This is a genomic window from Pseudomonas citrullilanati (assembly GCF_030580855.1).
GTDB classification, from domain to species: domain Bacteria; phylum Pseudomonadota; class Gammaproteobacteria; order Pseudomonadales; family Pseudomonadaceae; genus Aquipseudomonas; species Aquipseudomonas citrulli.
The window spans coordinates 58093-73580 of sequence record NZ_JAUQOP010000025.1; the positions used below are offsets into that span (position 1 = coordinate 58093).

The 15488-nt window shown below is 53.9% G+C and carries 16 protein-coding genes; 6 read left to right on the forward strand and 10 right to left on the reverse strand.

The window, feature by feature from the left end:
- The first annotated feature begins 51 nt into the window (after window positions 1-51).
- Both Q6A48_RS17000 and def read left to right on the forward strand, forming a co-directional pair.
- Window positions 52-1002 carry a YihY/virulence factor BrkB family protein gene (locus tag Q6A48_RS17000; RefSeq protein WP_304555293.1) on the forward strand — a complete coding sequence of 317 codons (951 nt, stop codon included), beginning with the start codon at window positions 52-54 and terminating at the stop codon, window positions 1000-1002.
- Window positions 999-1538, forward strand: coding sequence for a peptide deformylase (gene def, locus Q6A48_RS17005; RefSeq protein WP_304555294.1), 540 nt, complete (start codon window positions 999-1001; stop codon window positions 1536-1538). The genes Q6A48_RS17000 and def overlap by 4 nt, the downstream gene beginning before the upstream one ends.
- A 15-nt stretch (window positions 1539-1553) precedes the next feature.
- Here the strand turns inward: def and Q6A48_RS17010 are convergent, their stop codons facing one another.
- The 3 genes from Q6A48_RS17010 to gntR form a co-directional block, all read right to left on the reverse strand.
- Entirely contained in the window at window positions 1554-1982 is a 429-nt protein-coding gene (locus Q6A48_RS17010) for a GNAT family N-acetyltransferase (RefSeq protein ID WP_304555295.1), read from the reverse strand.
- Between the two features lie 14 nt (window positions 1983-1996).
- Window positions 1997-2551, reverse strand: a complete 555-nt coding sequence (locus Q6A48_RS17015) for a hypothetical protein (RefSeq protein ID WP_304555296.1) — start codon at window positions 2549-2551, stop codon at window positions 1997-1999.
- 155 nt (window positions 2552-2706) lie between these two features.
- Window positions 2707-3738 (reverse strand): HTH-type transcriptional regulator GntR, encoded by a 1032-nt coding sequence (gene gntR / locus Q6A48_RS17020; RefSeq protein WP_304555297.1) that lies wholly within the window; start codon window positions 3736-3738, stop codon window positions 2707-2709.
- A 215-nt stretch (window positions 3739-3953) separates the two neighbouring features.
- Between gntR and Q6A48_RS17025 the strand changes: the two genes are divergently transcribed.
- Window positions 3954-4487: a gluconokinase gene (locus tag Q6A48_RS17025; protein WP_304555298.1), complete on the forward strand. Its 534-nt coding sequence runs from the start codon at window positions 3954-3956 to the stop codon at window positions 4485-4487.
- Window positions 4488-4578: 91 nt separating this feature from the next.
- Complete coding sequence (locus tag Q6A48_RS17030; RefSeq protein ID WP_304555299.1) at window positions 4579-5931, forward strand: GntP family permease; 1353 nt, start codon at window positions 4579-4581, stop codon at window positions 5929-5931.
- Window positions 5932-6067: 136 nt separating this feature from the next.
- Here the strand turns inward: Q6A48_RS17030 and alaC are convergent, their stop codons facing one another.
- Complete coding sequence (gene alaC / locus Q6A48_RS17035; RefSeq protein ID WP_304555300.1) at window positions 6068-7285, reverse strand: alanine transaminase; 1218 nt, start codon at window positions 7283-7285, stop codon at window positions 6068-6070.
- 197 nt (window positions 7286-7482) lie between these two features.
- Between alaC and Q6A48_RS17040 the strand changes: the two genes are divergently transcribed.
- Window positions 7483-8145, forward strand: coding sequence for a LysE family translocator (locus tag Q6A48_RS17040; RefSeq protein WP_304555301.1), 663 nt, complete (start codon window positions 7483-7485; stop codon window positions 8143-8145).
- Between the two features lie 81 nt (window positions 8146-8226).
- Entirely contained in the window at window positions 8227-8718 is a 492-nt protein-coding gene (locus Q6A48_RS17045) for a GyrI-like domain-containing protein (RefSeq protein ID WP_304555303.1), read from the forward strand.
- A 165-nt stretch (window positions 8719-8883) separates the two neighbouring features.
- Here the strand turns inward: Q6A48_RS17045 and Q6A48_RS17050 are convergent, their stop codons facing one another.
- The 6 genes from Q6A48_RS17050 to Q6A48_RS17075 are packed head-to-tail and all read right to left on the reverse strand — an operon-like array spanning window position 8884 to window position 15097.
- Window positions 8884-9579, reverse strand: a complete 696-nt coding sequence (locus Q6A48_RS17050) for a dTMP kinase (protein ID WP_304555304.1) — start codon at window positions 9577-9579, stop codon at window positions 8884-8886.
- Window positions 9576-10712 (reverse strand): radical SAM protein, encoded by a 1137-nt coding sequence (locus tag Q6A48_RS17055; RefSeq protein WP_304555305.1) that lies wholly within the window; start codon window positions 10710-10712, stop codon window positions 9576-9578. Before Q6A48_RS17055 ends, Q6A48_RS17050 begins: the two co-directional genes overlap by 4 nt.
- A gap of 26 nt (window positions 10713-10738) precedes the next feature.
- Complete coding sequence (locus Q6A48_RS17060; RefSeq protein WP_304555306.1) at window positions 10739-11575, reverse strand: inositol monophosphatase family protein; 837 nt, start codon at window positions 11573-11575, stop codon at window positions 10739-10741.
- Complete coding sequence (locus Q6A48_RS17065; RefSeq protein WP_304555307.1) at window positions 11559-12629, reverse strand: hypothetical protein; 1071 nt, start codon at window positions 12627-12629, stop codon at window positions 11559-11561. The genes Q6A48_RS17060 and Q6A48_RS17065 overlap by 17 nt, the downstream gene beginning before the upstream one ends.
- 42 nt (window positions 12630-12671) lie before the next feature.
- Window positions 12672-13988: an MATE family efflux transporter gene (locus tag Q6A48_RS17070; RefSeq protein ID WP_304555309.1), complete on the reverse strand. Its 1317-nt coding sequence runs from the start codon at window positions 13986-13988 to the stop codon at window positions 12672-12674.
- A gap of 50 nt (window positions 13989-14038) precedes the next feature.
- Window positions 14039-15097, reverse strand: a complete 1059-nt coding sequence (locus tag Q6A48_RS17075) for a hypothetical protein (protein WP_304555310.1) — start codon at window positions 15095-15097, stop codon at window positions 14039-14041.
- Window positions 15098-15488 lie beyond the last annotated feature (391 nt).

Below are 15488 nucleotides of genomic sequence, written 5' to 3' on the forward strand. Positions count from 1 at the left end.
CCCCGTGAGTCGCCAAGCGACCTTCCTTTGTTGCGGCGAAAGGAGACGCACATGATGTTCCCGGCCATGAAAGGCTTGCCCTTGCATCGTGTGATGATGCGCACCGTGACCGAGTTTCTCGACGACGAGATGTCGACCTACGCGTCGGCGTTGGCCTACCAGATGCTGTTTTCGCTATTCCCCTTCATCCTCTTCCTGATCGCGCTGATCGGCTTCCTGCACCTGCCGGACTTCTTTTCCTGGCTGCGCTTGCAGTCGGAACTGGTGCTGCCACCCCAGGCCCTGGAACAGGTCAACCCGGTGATCGACCAGCTCCAGCAATCCAAGGGTGGGTTGTTGTCGGTGGGTATCGTCATTGCGTTGTGGACCGCCTCGGCGGGCGTGCGCCTGATGATGAGCGCGATGAACGCCGCCTACGACGTGGTGGAAGGCCGCCCGGCCTGGAAACGTATCCCGCTGTCGATCTTCTACACGGTGGGCATCGCCGGCATGCTGCTGGTCGCGGCGGCGTTGATGGTCCTCGGGCCGCAGGTGATGGAGTGGATCGCGGCCCAGGTCGGGCTGGAAGAGTTCATCGTCACGCTCTGGACCATCGTGCGCTGGCCAGTGATCGTGTTCCTGCTGATGGTGGCGGTGGCGCTGATCTATTACGTGATGCCCGACGTCAAGCAGGAGTTTCGCTTCATCACCCCGGGGTCGGTGCTGGCGGTGGTGGTGTGGATCATCGCGTCCCTGGGGTTTGCGTTCTACGTCAAGACGTTCGCCAACTACAATGCCATGTACGGCAGCATCGGCGCGATCATCGTACTGCTGTTGTATTTCTACATTTCCTCGGCGGTGCTGTTACTCGGCGCGGAGATGAACGCCGTCATCGAGCACATGTCGGCCGAAGGCAAGGACCCGGGGGAAAAACACCCCGGCGAGCACGAAAAACAACACGTGTCGGGGCTGGGCCGCGACCATTCGATTCCTCATCCCCACCCTGACGAAGCCCGACCATGATCCGCGAAATCCTGAAGATGGGTGATGAACGCCTGCTGCGCATCGCCCCGCCTGTCCCGCCGGAAATGTTCGACACGCCACAGTTGTGGCAGTTGATCGACGACATGTTCCAGACCATGGAAAGCGTCGGTGGCGTCGGCCTGGCGGCACCGCAGATCGGCGTGGACCTGCAACTGGTGATCTTCGGCTTCGAGCACAGCGAGCGCTACCCTGACGCCGAGGCGGTGCCCCAGACGATCCTGATCAACCCGCTGATTACCCCGCTGGACACGCAGGTGGAGGAGGGCTTCGAAGGCTGCCTGTCCGTGCCGGGCCTGCGCGGTGCGGTGGAGCGCTATCGGCACATCCGCTACGAAGGGTACGACCCCAAGGGCCAGCCCATCGTGCGCACGGCCTCGGGCTTCCACGCGCGCGTGGTCCAGCATGAATGCGACCACCTGATCGGGCGCCTCTACCCGTCGCGCATCACCGACTTCAGCAAGTTCGGCTTCACCGAGGTGCTGTTCCCGGACCTGGACCCTGCGGCTGACGATTGATACCCCACGAAATGATCACTTCCCGCCGTGGGAGCGAGGAAGCAACCCCATCGCAATCATCGGCTTGCTGCGGGCATACCGGCTCAAGCGTTCAGCCATGGCGTGGGGCAGGGCGGGGTCGAACGTGAAGCCGCTGCGCTCATAGAAACCGCGCAGGTCCGGGTGGCAGAACAGCCACACCGGTCCCTCCACGTCCTGCACCGCTTCGGCGATCAATCGCGCCGCGATGCCCTGGGCGCGGCAGACGGGGTCGACGAACAACCCGGTCAACCAATGCCCGCCCGAGACCGGCCGCAGGCACAGTGCGGCGACGATTCCACCGCGCCGGGCCACCCATAGCCGGGCGTCCCGTACCGCCTTCATCGACGACTGATGGGTGCGGTAGAACTTGTTCATCAATGGCCACAGCGGCTCGTCCAACCGGGCGTAATGGGTCTCAGGCATGGCGGCAGTGCGGCTCACAGCGAGGCGAGGAAGGTATCCACGGACGGTTCAGAATGCTGGGCGCGATTGTCCTGGGTTTTCTCGACCTTCGCCATCTGCGCCTTGTCTTGCATCCGCTGGGCAATCTGCTCGCCGACCGCTTGTTGCTTCTCGGGTGGCATCGCCGCGAATTCCTCCTCGGTGATGCCCAGTTCCGCGAGGATACTGTCGCGCAGGCGCTGTTCCGGCGTCTTGCTCATGTAGGCCTTGAAGTCGTCGAGGGCAGAGCTGCCGGCGGCCTTGGCCTTCTCGGTTGCCGACGAAGCACTGGCCTGCAACTGCACACGGGTCTTGGCGAACGCTTCGTCCACCTTGTCGCTGATGGCGGTGGCGGCGTTGACCTGTTGGGTGGCGCGGCGGGTGAACGAGTCCTGGACCTGGGTGCTGGCCTGGCTGGCCTGGGCCTGGACGTTATCGCGCAACGCTTGCAAGGCGGCGCTTTGCAAGCCGCTGGCGGCCTCGGCGGTAAGGTCTTCGCCGGGGCGCTTGAGGGGCAGATTCATCGCTTGCTGTTTGGCACTGACCAACATGATGGACACCTGTAGGTAATGGCTGGGCCATGGGCCGGAGCAATTCCCGTGCCGCCCCTGCGAACCCCGGTTCTACGAGGGTTGGCGCTGTGGCCCGGCGGGAGCGACGGCCAATCCTTGCCGCTGGACGGCAGGGATCGACCGCGGGCGTCGGTTCAGGTGCTTTCGCGAACCTTCAGCTCGAAGCCCATGTCCACCACCGGTTGCGCGATGCGATTGCCCGCCATCAGCGTCAGCATCTGCTCGGCGGCGCGCTGGCCGATGGCTTCCCGCGGCGTGCTGATGCTGCTCAGGCGCGGCACCATGTGGGCCGAGGCGGGGAGGTCGTTGAAGCCCAGGACCGAGATCTGCTCGGGGATCCTGATGCCGCAGCGCAGGGCTTCGAACAGGGCTCCGTGCGCCAGGTCGTCGTTGCCGAAGAAGATCGCATCGACATCCGGGTGACTGTCGAGCAACTGCAGGAACAGCTCGCCGCCCAGGCCCACCGAGGACGGGCGCGGGGTCAGCAGTTCCAGGTCCGGGTCGTACAGCCCGGCCTTCTGCAGCGCGCGGCGGAACCCTTCGCCACGGGCCAGGGTGCGCTGGTCCAGTTGCGCGCCGATATAGGCCAGGCGCTTGCGGCCCTTGGATATCAGGTGCGCGGCCGCCGTCTCGCCGGCCTCGAGCTGGGAAAAGCCCACGCAATTGAGGCCCGCGCCGGGGTCCAGTTCCATCATGTAGACACAGGGAATGTTGCTGGCCTCGATCATGCGCCGGGCGCTCTCGGTGCGGTCGAAACCGGTCAGCAGCAACCCTCGCGGCTGGTAGGCCATGTAGTTGCGCAACAGGTCTTCTTCCTCGTCCCGGGAGTAGTGGTAGTTGCCGATCACCACTTCAAAGCCCTTGGGCCGCAACACGCGATGGATAGCCTCGAGGGTGTCGATGAACAGCAGGTTGGACAACGACGGCACCAGCACCACCACCGAATGGCTCTGGGCCGAGGCCAGCGCACGGGCGGCGGGGTTGACGACGTAGTTGAGTTCCAGGGCGGCCTGGCGGACCTTTTCCACCAGTTCCGTGGCCACGGTGCTGACGCCGCGCAGGGCGCGGGAGGCGGTGATGGGGCTGACACCGGCCAGGTGGGCCACTTCGTTGAGGGTAGGGCGGCCGGTGGTGCGAGGATTCTTATCGTTTTTAGGGGCGGTCATCAGGGCGGCTTGCCAAACAAAAATCAAGGCACTAAGGTAGCGCTGTCTCGACGCGGCTGCAAATGCGTGAGCGGGGTTTGCCTGAACCTCGTCCGTGGGTGTCGTGGACGCACATGCTGCAACCACAAAAATGACAAGAAGGCGTCGGCAACTTCTGCTTTTGCTGCGGTGTCATAACTGGCAAAGGTAGCGCTGTCTGCGCGCTGAGGTGTTACATGAACAATCCCATCACCGCCCTGGTCATCATGGGCGTTGCCGGTTGCGGCAAAACCTGTGTCAGCCAGGCCCTGTGCCATTTGAGCGGCGCCACCGCCATCGAAGGCGACACGTTCCACCCTGCGGCCAACATCCAGAAGATGAGCGCCGGTATTCCCCTGAACGACGACGACCGTGCTGGCTGGCTCGACAGCCTGTGCGACGAGTTGCGCCGCGTCGATGCCACCGGCGAGCGTCCGGTGCTGACCTGCTCGGCCCTCAAGCACAGTTATCGCGAGCGCCTGCGCAGCGCCTTGCCGGGCCTGGGCTTCGTCTTCCTAGAATTGACCCCCGAAGTGGCCGCCGACCGTGTGTCCCACCGGCCGGGCCATTTCATGCCGTCGACCCTGATCGACAGCCAGTTCGCAACCCTGCAGTCCCCCGTCGGCGAGCCCCTGACCCTGGCCCTGGATGCGTCCAGCCATAGCGTCGACGAACTGGCCCGGCAAGCCTACGCCTGGTGGCTGGAACACGGTTTGAAGCTGGCCAGTTGAGGCTGGATATTTTGCGTCAGAAAGATAGCGCTGTCCCGACGGCTTGAAAATAACTGCTTCAATAACAACAACAAACCAGGAGACACCCCTCATGTTTGGCATGTCCCACGAGACGTTCCTGCTGCTCGATGCAGTGGTCACGGTGATCGGACTCATCCTCCTCATCACCCAGTTCAAACTCCACCCGTTCATTGCCCTGACCATCGCCGCCGCGTTTCTCGGCCTGACCTCGGGCATGCCGATCGGCACCATCATCAAGGCGTTCCAGGACGGCTTCGGGGGTGTGCTGGGCTTTGTCGGGATCATCCTGGCGCTGGGCACGATGCTCGGCAAGATGATGGCCGAGTCGGGCGGGGCCGACCAGATCGCCCAGACCCTGATCCGCGCCTTCGGCAAGGACAAGGTGCAGTGGGCCATGATGTTCGCCGCGTTCCTGGTGGGCATCCCGCTGTTCTTCGAAATCGGCTTCGTGTTGCTGATCCCGCTGGTGTTCATCGTGGCCCGGCGTACCGGCGTGTCGATCATCAAGATCGGTATCCCGCTGCTCGCCGGCCTGTCCGCCGTGCACGGCCTGGTGCCGCCGCACCCGGGCCCGCTGCTGGCCATCGGCGTATTCGGCGCCGACATCGGCAAGACCATCCTGTATGGCCTGATCGTCGCATTGCCGACCGCCATCATTGCCGGTCCGATCTTCGGTACGTTCATCGCCAAGCACATTCCGGGTCACGCCAACCAGGAACTGGTCGACCAACTGGCCCGCGAACCCGATGCCAAGGAACTGCCGAGCTTTGGCATCACCCTGGTCACCGTGCTGCTGCCGGTGTTCCTGATGTTGCTCAAGACCTTCGCCGACGTGGTCCTGCCGGACGGCAACATCATGCGCACCTTCATGGACCTGGTCGGCCACCCGATCTCGGCGCTGCTGCTGGCATTGCTGCTGTCGCTGTACACCTTCGGCCATCGCCAGGGCATCGGTTCGAACCAGATCCTGAAGCTGCTCGACGCCAGCCTGGCACCTACCGCCGCGATCATCCTGATCATCGGCGCCGGCGGTGGTTTCAAGCAGATGCTGGTGACCAGCGGCGTGGGTGATGTCATCGGCCACATGGCGGTGAACGCGCAGATCTCGCCGATCCTGCTGGCCTGGCTGGTGGCGGCGGTGATCCGCATCGCCACCGGTTCGGCCACCGTGGCGACCATTACCGGTGCCGGTATCGTGGTGCCGGTGGTGGGGATGATTCCAGGCGTGAACCGTGAGCTGCTGGTATTGGCGACCGGTGCCGGTTCGTTGATCCTGTCTCACGTGAACGATGCGGGCTTCTGGCTGGTCAAGCAGTACTTCAACATGACCGTGGCCGAGACGTTCAAGACCTGGACCGCGATGGAAACCATCCTGTCCGTGGTGGGGCTGATCTTTATCCTGTTGTTGTCGCTGGTGGTCTAAAAGACATCCCTTAACCACTGTGGGAGCGAGCTTGCTCGCGATGGCGGGCTGACAGTCGATACCCTCATCGACTGTTGTACCGCTATCGCGAGCAAGCTCGCTCCCACACTGGTTTCGGGTGCTCCTTGGACTTGAGTCAGGCGTTAGGTTTGTTGACTAAACCATCCGCCCGGAACATCCCGCGAATGCCCCGCACCGCCTGGCGGATCCGGTCCTGGTTCTCGATCAGCGCGAAGCGCACGTGATCATCCCCGTACTCACCGAACCCCACCCCAGGCGAGACGCAGACCTTGGCTTCGGCCAGCAGTTTCTTGGCGAACTCCAGCGAGCCGAGGTGCGCGTAGGCCTGCGGAATCTTGGCCCAGACGTACATCGAGGCCTTGGGGTTTTCCACCATCCAGCCCAGCTCATGCAGGCCCTTGACCAGCACGTTGCGGCGTTGCCGGTATTGCTCGGCGATGTCGCGCACGCATTGCTGGTCGCCTTCCAGCGCGGCGATGGCTGCCACCTGCAAGGGCGTGAAGGTGCCGTAGTCGTGGTAGCTCTTGATCCGCGCCAGGGCGCTGACCAGTTCCGGGTTGCCGACCATGAAGCCGATGCGCCAGCCGGCCATGTTGTAGCTCTTGGACAGGGTGAAGAACTCCACCGCGATGTCCTTCGCGCCCGGCACCTGCATGATCGACGGGGCTTTCCAGCCGTCGTAGACGATGTCGGCGTAGGCCAGGTCGTGGATCACCAGCACGTCGTATTGCTTGGCGAGGGCGATGACCCGCTCGAAGAAATCCAGCTCGACGCACTGTGCCGTGGGGTTGGACGGGAAGCCCAGGATCATCATCTTCGGCTTCGGGATCGAGCCGCGAATGGCCCGCTCCAGCTCATCGAAGAAATCCACCCCCGGCACCAGCGGCACCGAGCGCACCTGGGCGCCGGCGATCACCGCGCCGTAGATGTGGATCGGGTAGCTGGGGTTGGGCACCAGCACCGTGTCGCCCTGGTCCAGGGTCGCCAGCATCAGGTGGGCCAGGCCCTCCTTGGAGCCGATGGTGACGATGGCTTCGCTTTCCGGGTCGATGTCCACCTCGTAGCGGTCCTTGTACCAGCGCGAAATGGCGCGGCGCAGGCGCGGGATGCCTTTGGAGGTGGAATAGCCGTGAGTGTCTTCACGCTGGGCGACGGTCACCAGTTTCTCGACGATGTGCGGGGGCGTGGCGCCGTCGGGGTTACCCATGCTCAAGTCGATGATGTCTTCGCCGCGCCGACGCGCAGCCATCTTCAGCTCGGCAGTGATATTGAATACATAGGGGGGGAGTCGATCGATGCGCGCAAAGCGGCGCGGCGAACCTTGTTCAGCCATTGTTGCCTCGATATACGTGAGCGCCCGGAACCGTCCGAGCGACGTTGGCCACTGCGGTGGCCTGCGGCGCAAGATAATGGCGGCCATGGCCGCTTGTCCAGTGGCGGCCTGCAACTATTTTCGACGACACTGTCGACCCGCCCGCGGGACGCATGCGGACACTTCAACTGGCCATACCCCACTCGAACGGAATGATGATGGAATTTTCCAGCGGTTTTTTGCTGAGCCTCTCCCTGTGCCTGGACATCGGCGTCGCCAACATCGCGATGATCACCCTGGCCATGCAGCGCGGTTATTACCAGGGATTTGCCCTGGGCCTGGGCACCTGCGTGGGGGATCTGATCTACGCGGTGCTGGCCCTGGCCGGCATGACCGTGCTGTTGCAGTACGAAGCGGTGCGCTGGGTGCTCTGGATCGGTGGCTCGGTGCTGTTGCTGTACTTCGCGGCGAAGATGATTCATTCGGCGATGTATCACGCGGCCACCCTGGCCGAAGCCGACGAGCCGCGTAGCCAGTCCTCCCGCCAGGCCTTTTTGCGCGGGATTTTCCTGGCCATGTCCTCCCCCAGCGCCATCCTCTGGTTCGCGGCGGTGGGCGGCACCCTCATTGCCCGGGCCGGCGGCGGGACCGTGCTCAGCTCGGCGCTGTTCCTCAGTGGGTTTCTCTGCGCCGGGCTGCTCTGGAGCGCCGGCCTGTGCCTGGCCGCGACCCAGGGTGGCAAGTTGCTGGGGGACAAGCTGCTGCGGTACTCCTACTGGGCTTCCGCAGCGATCTTCTGCTATTTCGCCGTTTACGTGATCGTTTCTGGCTACGACGAGTTCGTTGCAAAAACCGTCATGCCGGCTGCCCCCGGGTTCTGACAAGCGAAACGGTGCTGGCAATCACGTTTGGGCTTTCTATACTGCCAAGCCCGACTTCACGTTTTTCCGGAGTGTTGACGCATGGAAAAGCACGCACGCGACCACGCAGCCGAGCCCCGCTTCGAGCAAGGTCGCCTCCTACGGATCGCCGGTTTTGGCGCACGGTTCAACGCGTGCACGATGCAGGACATCCCGTTGCTCTGGGAGAAATTCCTGCCGTGGCTCGGCAAGGTGCCGGGGCAGAAGGATGAGGTGACCTACGGCGTGGGGTGCCACCCGGACGGGGAGGGCGGCTTCGAGTACATCGCCGGTGTCGAAGTCGACCGGCTTGACGACGACTTGCCCGCACAATACCGCTGGATCGAGATCCAGCCTGCCCGCTACGCGGTGTTCGAACACAAGGGGCCGCTGAAAAACCTGCCGCAGACGTTCCGCTACATCTGGGACGTCTGGCTGCCCCAATCCGGCCACACCGCGGCGGACGCACCGGAATTCGAACGCTACAGCGAAGACTTCAACCCGCGGACCGGCGAGGGCAGCCTGGAGATCTGGATACCGCTTAATCCGAGTTGATGGAGCTGTAGAATTGAGATGATTACTCTACACTCAATAATAGGTTATATCCCCGCGGGCGAGACGGACTTGTAATAAGAGCGAATGCTGCCTCTTGGGCCGCTATGCGGCCCACTAAGCTTTGGTGCGTGTCGTATAACACCAGATTTGGCGTGGCTTCGGTATTTAAGGACGTTGGCCTTTTCTGAGTATGTTGTGCACCGCGTCGATTGCCTCTTCAAGGACGGCCTCTTCGCTAAGATCGGTCGTATCAATCCTTATCCAGGTAGATAAGCCACACCGCTCATAAGCGGAACGGACCTGACTTTGATAGGCAATGAAACTATTGATGCGATCTTCATTGCCGCCATCATAAGCCCCACTCTCACTGGGACGAAAAGATTCCTTTCTTTGAGCTGCACGAGCCGGGTCTACATCTAGAAAAATCACCGCATCGGGTGGTCTAATGGTCGAGAACACCTCCCACGCGTCTTCTGCTAATTTGGCGCCTTTAAGTAAAAAACGTGCTAAGTACTTGTAGTACCAGCCATCGGCGATGCAATTGACTCCCGAGTTTGTTAAAGGTCTGACGGCCGCATAATCTGTAGCTTGGAACCAGGCTGCGATTAAATTAATCCAATGTTGGTCGCCTAATTCGTCCAGAGGAGCATTATCGGGATAGTCCCATAAAATTTCTCGGATACGTGACATATGAAACTCGGTGTAACCTGATAATACCGGGGGGCGATTCTTATCTATATAATTGAAATCTGAGCGCAATTCAGAGACTTTGTTATACGTCGCTCTCGCTATCGTTGACTTACCTGCGCCATCAATACCTTCGAATGCTATAAACACGCCAAGTTCAGGTAGCATATTCATGCAAATCCCCCCAAATAGGCTTCGGTATCTAAAGAGTTTCTGCCGCTTCCTTCTATTAATGGTTGAAAACCTTCTCTAAAGTATATTTCCGACATCTTTATTCCTATCGATCTCAGAAAATCTGCAGAGGGTCGTTGATGATATGCGAATTGCGAGCCAGCGTCTGGATGAAACACTGCAACAGCCGGAACCACCCCCAGTTCCCCAAAGTATTCGATCCCTTCAACTATTGACTCTAATGGTTCCATGCCAGCGACGAATCCTACGTAGACGTTCCCTCGACCTAGTATTTCTACAGCTGCCTCGAACGCTGCCAGGAAACGGTCTCGAGTATAATCTCGAGCTTTACCGGGACATATTGCTGAGAACAAAGAAGAATTATATATCTCAAGACTCATCGCCATTTTGTGTCCAAATTTTTTGAAGCGATCAAAAAGGCGAAAGTCTTTAGGAGGCATAGAGATTAAATGGTAGTCAAGCGCAGTATTTGGATTTTTGCTCTTTACATGCTCTAGTAAATCTAAGTGAATTGAATATCCTTTGTCATAGTTCCGGATTGTACCGCCGTTCAAGAGAACCCTTCGGTAACGGCCGTATTCTGTTTCTAGAGCCATAGCGACTGCTTCACCTGCGGTCTCTCCGTTTACCCGCATTTTATGATCGGATAAATACTCTCTTGCTGCACCTAGAGAGCAAAATTTGCACTCATGATTGTCGTTGAAATAATAACAATGTCCCGGCGAAAAAATTCCAAGGGTGGAGTTGCCGTAAACGGTCAAGTGTTTTTCGAATAGCTCGCCATTGCTTAAATATTTCCCGTACGGCTTCGGCCTTTTTGGAAAGGAAATATCTATATTTTTATCTCCGTTTTTTAAAATAGGTACTGCATCCTCTAGCGTTATTAAGAACTTGGATTTTGGGTTGTAATTGGCTGCGACGATAACTTGTGCATTTAAAATAATTTCCTGTGGTGTGCGAATATTTGAAGTGGGAAAAATTTGATCGCCAGTCCCGTAGGCTCGCCGTTTCTCGATATGATTGGTCTGAGATTGAAAGCTCTTCAGAAAATCGTTTGAAAAATTTACTCCGTTACTTAATAGTTCGAGCTTAAGTTCTACGGTTTCGTTTAGCATGTTGTTTTCTCATTGAAAAGAGGAGGTTATAAGATAAGCGTTATTAAATTCTCGGAGGATAGAGCGATCAAACTGCCGTTGTCCGAAAGAGACAATATCGATGGAGGGCGCGAGAATCTTATAACTCCGTTGTGATCGAATAGGGCTCCACCCGCTTCCCTTAATATCAATTCTGCTGCGGCGATATCGCAACTACGTTCGTGTCCGGGCGTACTTATGTCAATGAACGCGTCAAGAACGCCTGCTGCAATAAGACATATCTCCAGTGAGGCGCATGAATAGATCCGTATTTTGCCAGTTGCCCACATAAGGCTTTCAATTTTGGTTCTCTCAATGGCCTCCGTGGGACGATGGAAGGATATGCGCATGTCTTGTAAGTTTTTAATGTCGCGAGTTTTAAGTCTTTTCACGATTATCGGAGATTGCAGGTAGGCTCCTTCACCTAAAGCGGCTGTATATACGACATCTCTCGATAAGTCGTAGATCCAACCAAATGTATAAGTTCCATTTTGATAAAGTGCTACGCTGGATGTGTAGCCAGGGAATCCACAGAATGCATTATGGGTGCCATCCAAAGGGTCGATCAGTAATCGTAGGTTTTCTCCAGTATTGCCGAATGTGATTGCGGAAGAACTCTCTTCCGTGAAAATAGTGATTTGTATGTTGATTTTAGATAGGCAGTCGAGCAATATTCGTTGACATTCCAAGTCATATTCCGTGTTCGTGGGGCAGAAATTATTTTCCGAGTCGATATCTGGTAGACAGATTAATGTTCCTGCCCAATAGCGACGTAATTGTTTTCTGGCCTCATAGAGACATTCCTCTAAGGCGGAAATTTGTTCGGATCTAAATAATGGCCTCATACTGCTGCTCCTTTATCAATTGTATGTGCCATTTTTCCCTGTTTAAAATCGGTGCAATTTTTTTTACCGCGAAAAGTTTTCCAGCATAAACTGCGTAATCGGCGCCTATGAAGGCACTCAGTGACTTCGGAAATAGTGCCAGGGTTTTAACCTCCACATCATAGCCAAACATTTCCCTTATTTTGTTTGTAGCCTGCCTAATGCTTCCTCCCGTATAAGCTTTATCTATTATCAGCCAAGAATCATTTGTGTCCGGGGGGGTAGGAAAAATGTCTTGAAAAGCATTGTCTTTGGTCAATAAAGAAGAGTCGTTTTGTCTATGCACTTCTGCGAAAAATATTCTGTGATCTTCTGTTGCTGACAGATAACCCAATGCTAGGGGCAACCCTGCGGATAATAAGAATAGCTTGTTCTGCGAGAGTTTCTTTATTTGATTCCAGATTCTGTGGCTCTCATAAATATATCTTGTATTAAGTAGGGGGCTGTTATGCCAGTTCTCATGAGATATGAATTGGCTATAAAAATCGCAAAATTTATTATGGAAGCGCAATACTTTATTGTCCGTCTCAATGAGTAATTTGTCCTTTATTATGCCGCGAATAGTTTCTTGCTTTGTTGCCAAAGGTACATCAACGCGAATGTGAGAAAATGCGTCGATGATGAGAGATTTTTTTATATTTAGAAGGCGCGCTTTTGAAGGGCCTGCAATAGCTATTTCCGGTGATAGCCCTTCTCCTGTGATTCTAGTTGCTTCTGCGGATTTTAAATGCAGTGTGCGTGAGTCTAGATAGGCCCACACCTGAACTAAATCGTTACTAGTTAGGCCATTGAAGATTCGATCGATATTACTTAAGTCGAAGATCATTTCTTCCGGGTGGCGCATATCGAAGGACGCCTGTTGAAGATGGTAACCATTCAGTAGCGCCGTTCGGTAGGTGTAGTAGTCGCTCGTCTTTATCCCGCTTAGTGTTCTCCAGGCATGATGCTCACTAATGATGGTTATAGGTGTAGTATATTGGTGTGGCGAATAGGGTATAAAGTGCGTACGATCCATTATTTTTTTCATGAGGGTCTCACGTGTTTAAATGGAGTGATGTCATGCCCTTCCTTTTTGAAGGATGTTATTAGAATTCAATTCTAGAAGGTATTTGAAGCGAAGCAGTAGGAGCACCATCAAAACAAATGAGCAAACCACTAATGCTATGAATATGGAATAAACACTGTGGCTGTAAAATGAAATCAATGCAATGGTGGTTATGGTTCCCAAAATGGTAAAAAAAACAATGGTCAGCATCGTAGGAATCCAGAAATCTCCCATGCTTTTAAGCGTTGTACGAGTGAAGACGTAAATATATTCAAATATCAGGAATGGAATTGAAATCATAAGATTGTTTTCAAAGGTTTTCCTTGTTGGCTCGTGTGGCGTATAAATTAGCGATATGTGTTCTTTTAGAAGGTGGCAAATTATTAAGATGGGTATTAGTACGGTCAGTCCGAGACACAATCCGTAACCATAGGTGGCTTTTAAAGAGTTGAGTTTTTTCATGCGATGATGTCTTGCATTTATTATTCCAGTGGCGTTTCCAATGCCAACTGAAATCATATATATCATGCTTAAAAAATGTAGGGAGGCTTGATAGGCAGAAACGCTGGTATCACCTAATTTTTTTGAGATGAAGCAAAGAACTAGGAATAACAGGCTTTCGCCCCCAAGACAAATTGCCATTGGTAGCCCCCTGATAAGGTAATTCGCATATTTTTTGGCTGGGATTTTCTGGTAGTATTTGAATTTTGGTATGTAGAAATATATTTTCTTTTTGAATAATAGAAGTGATAGGCCGGCAAACAGATAACGTAATCCGGAATATAATAAGATGAAATGGTTAAGGTCTGGCTTCGGGTTTTTTATAATCAGCGCGACGCAGAATGTGGTAAAGACTATGTTGAATAGCCATAGGTGTAGGAATTCGTACTCAGGACGTTTTATAGCGTTGAAAAAATTGAATACTACTATTTGTGTGAAAATAGCCGGGATGGAAATTGAAAGTAGCATTACAGCTTTAAGGTACTTGGTGTCATTTGCATTTCTCGGTGTTTCTAATGTGGCTGTATTCAAGAGGCATGTTGCGAAAAAAATTAATGATCCAATAAGTATTCCTAGCTTTAAGGCTATAATTAGATCGCCTTCGATATTGTCCTCACTCAAATTTTCAGAGCTAGCCACTGTGATTAGTGTTCTTGAAAAAAATCCAATTCCTAGCACGCTTAGGAATGATATTTGTGCCCAAGCGAATGAAGCGTGACTAGAAGCGTCTAGAATAAAGTGCCCAATGAAAGAAAAATAGATGAGTGATCCTGTAAGATCTCCCAGTCTAGATAATGTCAATATGATAGCTATTCGTGAAACTTCCATCGGAGCGTACCGGTTTTTTTGACAGTAACTTCTACTGGAGTGTGGTGGTTTTAATCTAGTTTTGTAAGTAAGCTTGTTAGTGGTGGGGTGTTTCGAGCAGCGAAATATTTTTTTCTGAAGTAATATTCGCAAATAGAGGTGTTGTGTTCTGTTTGTTTTCTATCGTTGAATTCATTGTCGAGCGCATGAAGGGATCTTTCCGTTGATGGAAAAATGTCTGATTCTTTGAGCAAGTCTTCAATTGCAATGAAAACTTCGTCCATATAGCTCAGTACTGCTTTTATGTAGGCGCGGCATTCGGGTTCTGTTACCGCACCCTGTCTCGCTAAAGAAAAAAATTTATTTTTTAGCGCGTCGAAACCTTTAATTCTATGGATGTTTGAGTACACCCATTTATAGTGTTTGTTTGTTGTGCCTGTTAAATAGGTAAAGCTCATCGTTGTTTTGAACATCATATCTCTTGCAATTTCACAGCCCATCCATAGATTGCCTGAATCCCAGCAACCTTGAACGTCCTGAAAAGCATAGAATACGGGTAGTTGTTCTCGGTGTGCTAAGTATTTATGTTTTTCTAGTGGTATCCTGGATTTCAAATGATTAAAGTTTTCGGGATTGACTAATGCCTGGCCAATGATAGATCTATGAATGACGTTGTTCTCAGTATTGGAAAGCACAGGCCCGTAGAGGACCCGCTGGTCGGAAGTTATTTCATCGAATTTTTTTTCAATCTTGATTAAAATATTTTCGAAGTCTGCGAAGGTTACATAGTCCACATCGATATGGATGCTGGTGTTGTCATAGAAATCAGTAGTGTTATGAACATATTCACCTTCGGTTATGTGGCGATAATTTATGTCGGTGACCAGTGCGTGCTCTTTATTTCTAATGCTTCTTGCTGTTGGGCGTTGGTTGCAAAAAATGATACAGTCAATATCTGAATGGATATTTCCTATGCCTTCAATAAGTGAGCCTGAGACGACCAGGATACTTGCTTCCTCCAAGAGTGCTCTTTCTCGTAAATGTTTCTTTGAAATGGAGATTTTGCCGTCTAGTATGGATATTTTATTGTCGAAAAATACTGATTGGTACGTTTTTATAAGTTTGCTCATTGAATAAAGCTCCTGCGCAGCGCAATCAATTTTTATTGGTCTTCAATGGAAAACCTAGTATCGATCTGGCAGGGCGTCAATAGATCCGTAAGAAATCGGAAGGGTCTTACAGATGGTGTACTTTAAGCTGTCTGAATTGGAATGTTTATAAGTGGGAGATAACAGTCCTTGGACGCTAACGGTATAGTTTATGTAGATGAAGAGGGAGTTGCATGCTCAGAGAATTGCAGCCGGGCTCTCCTCTTGGTGCTGGGCGCTGTATATCGTATTGTGCAAACCCAATGAAATGTTCAGCGGTTACCGTTCTTTACGTAAAATCGATAGACCTTTGAAGCAAACTACGTTTTGCTGGTTCCTACAGCCTGTCAGCTATGATACTTGGGTAATCATC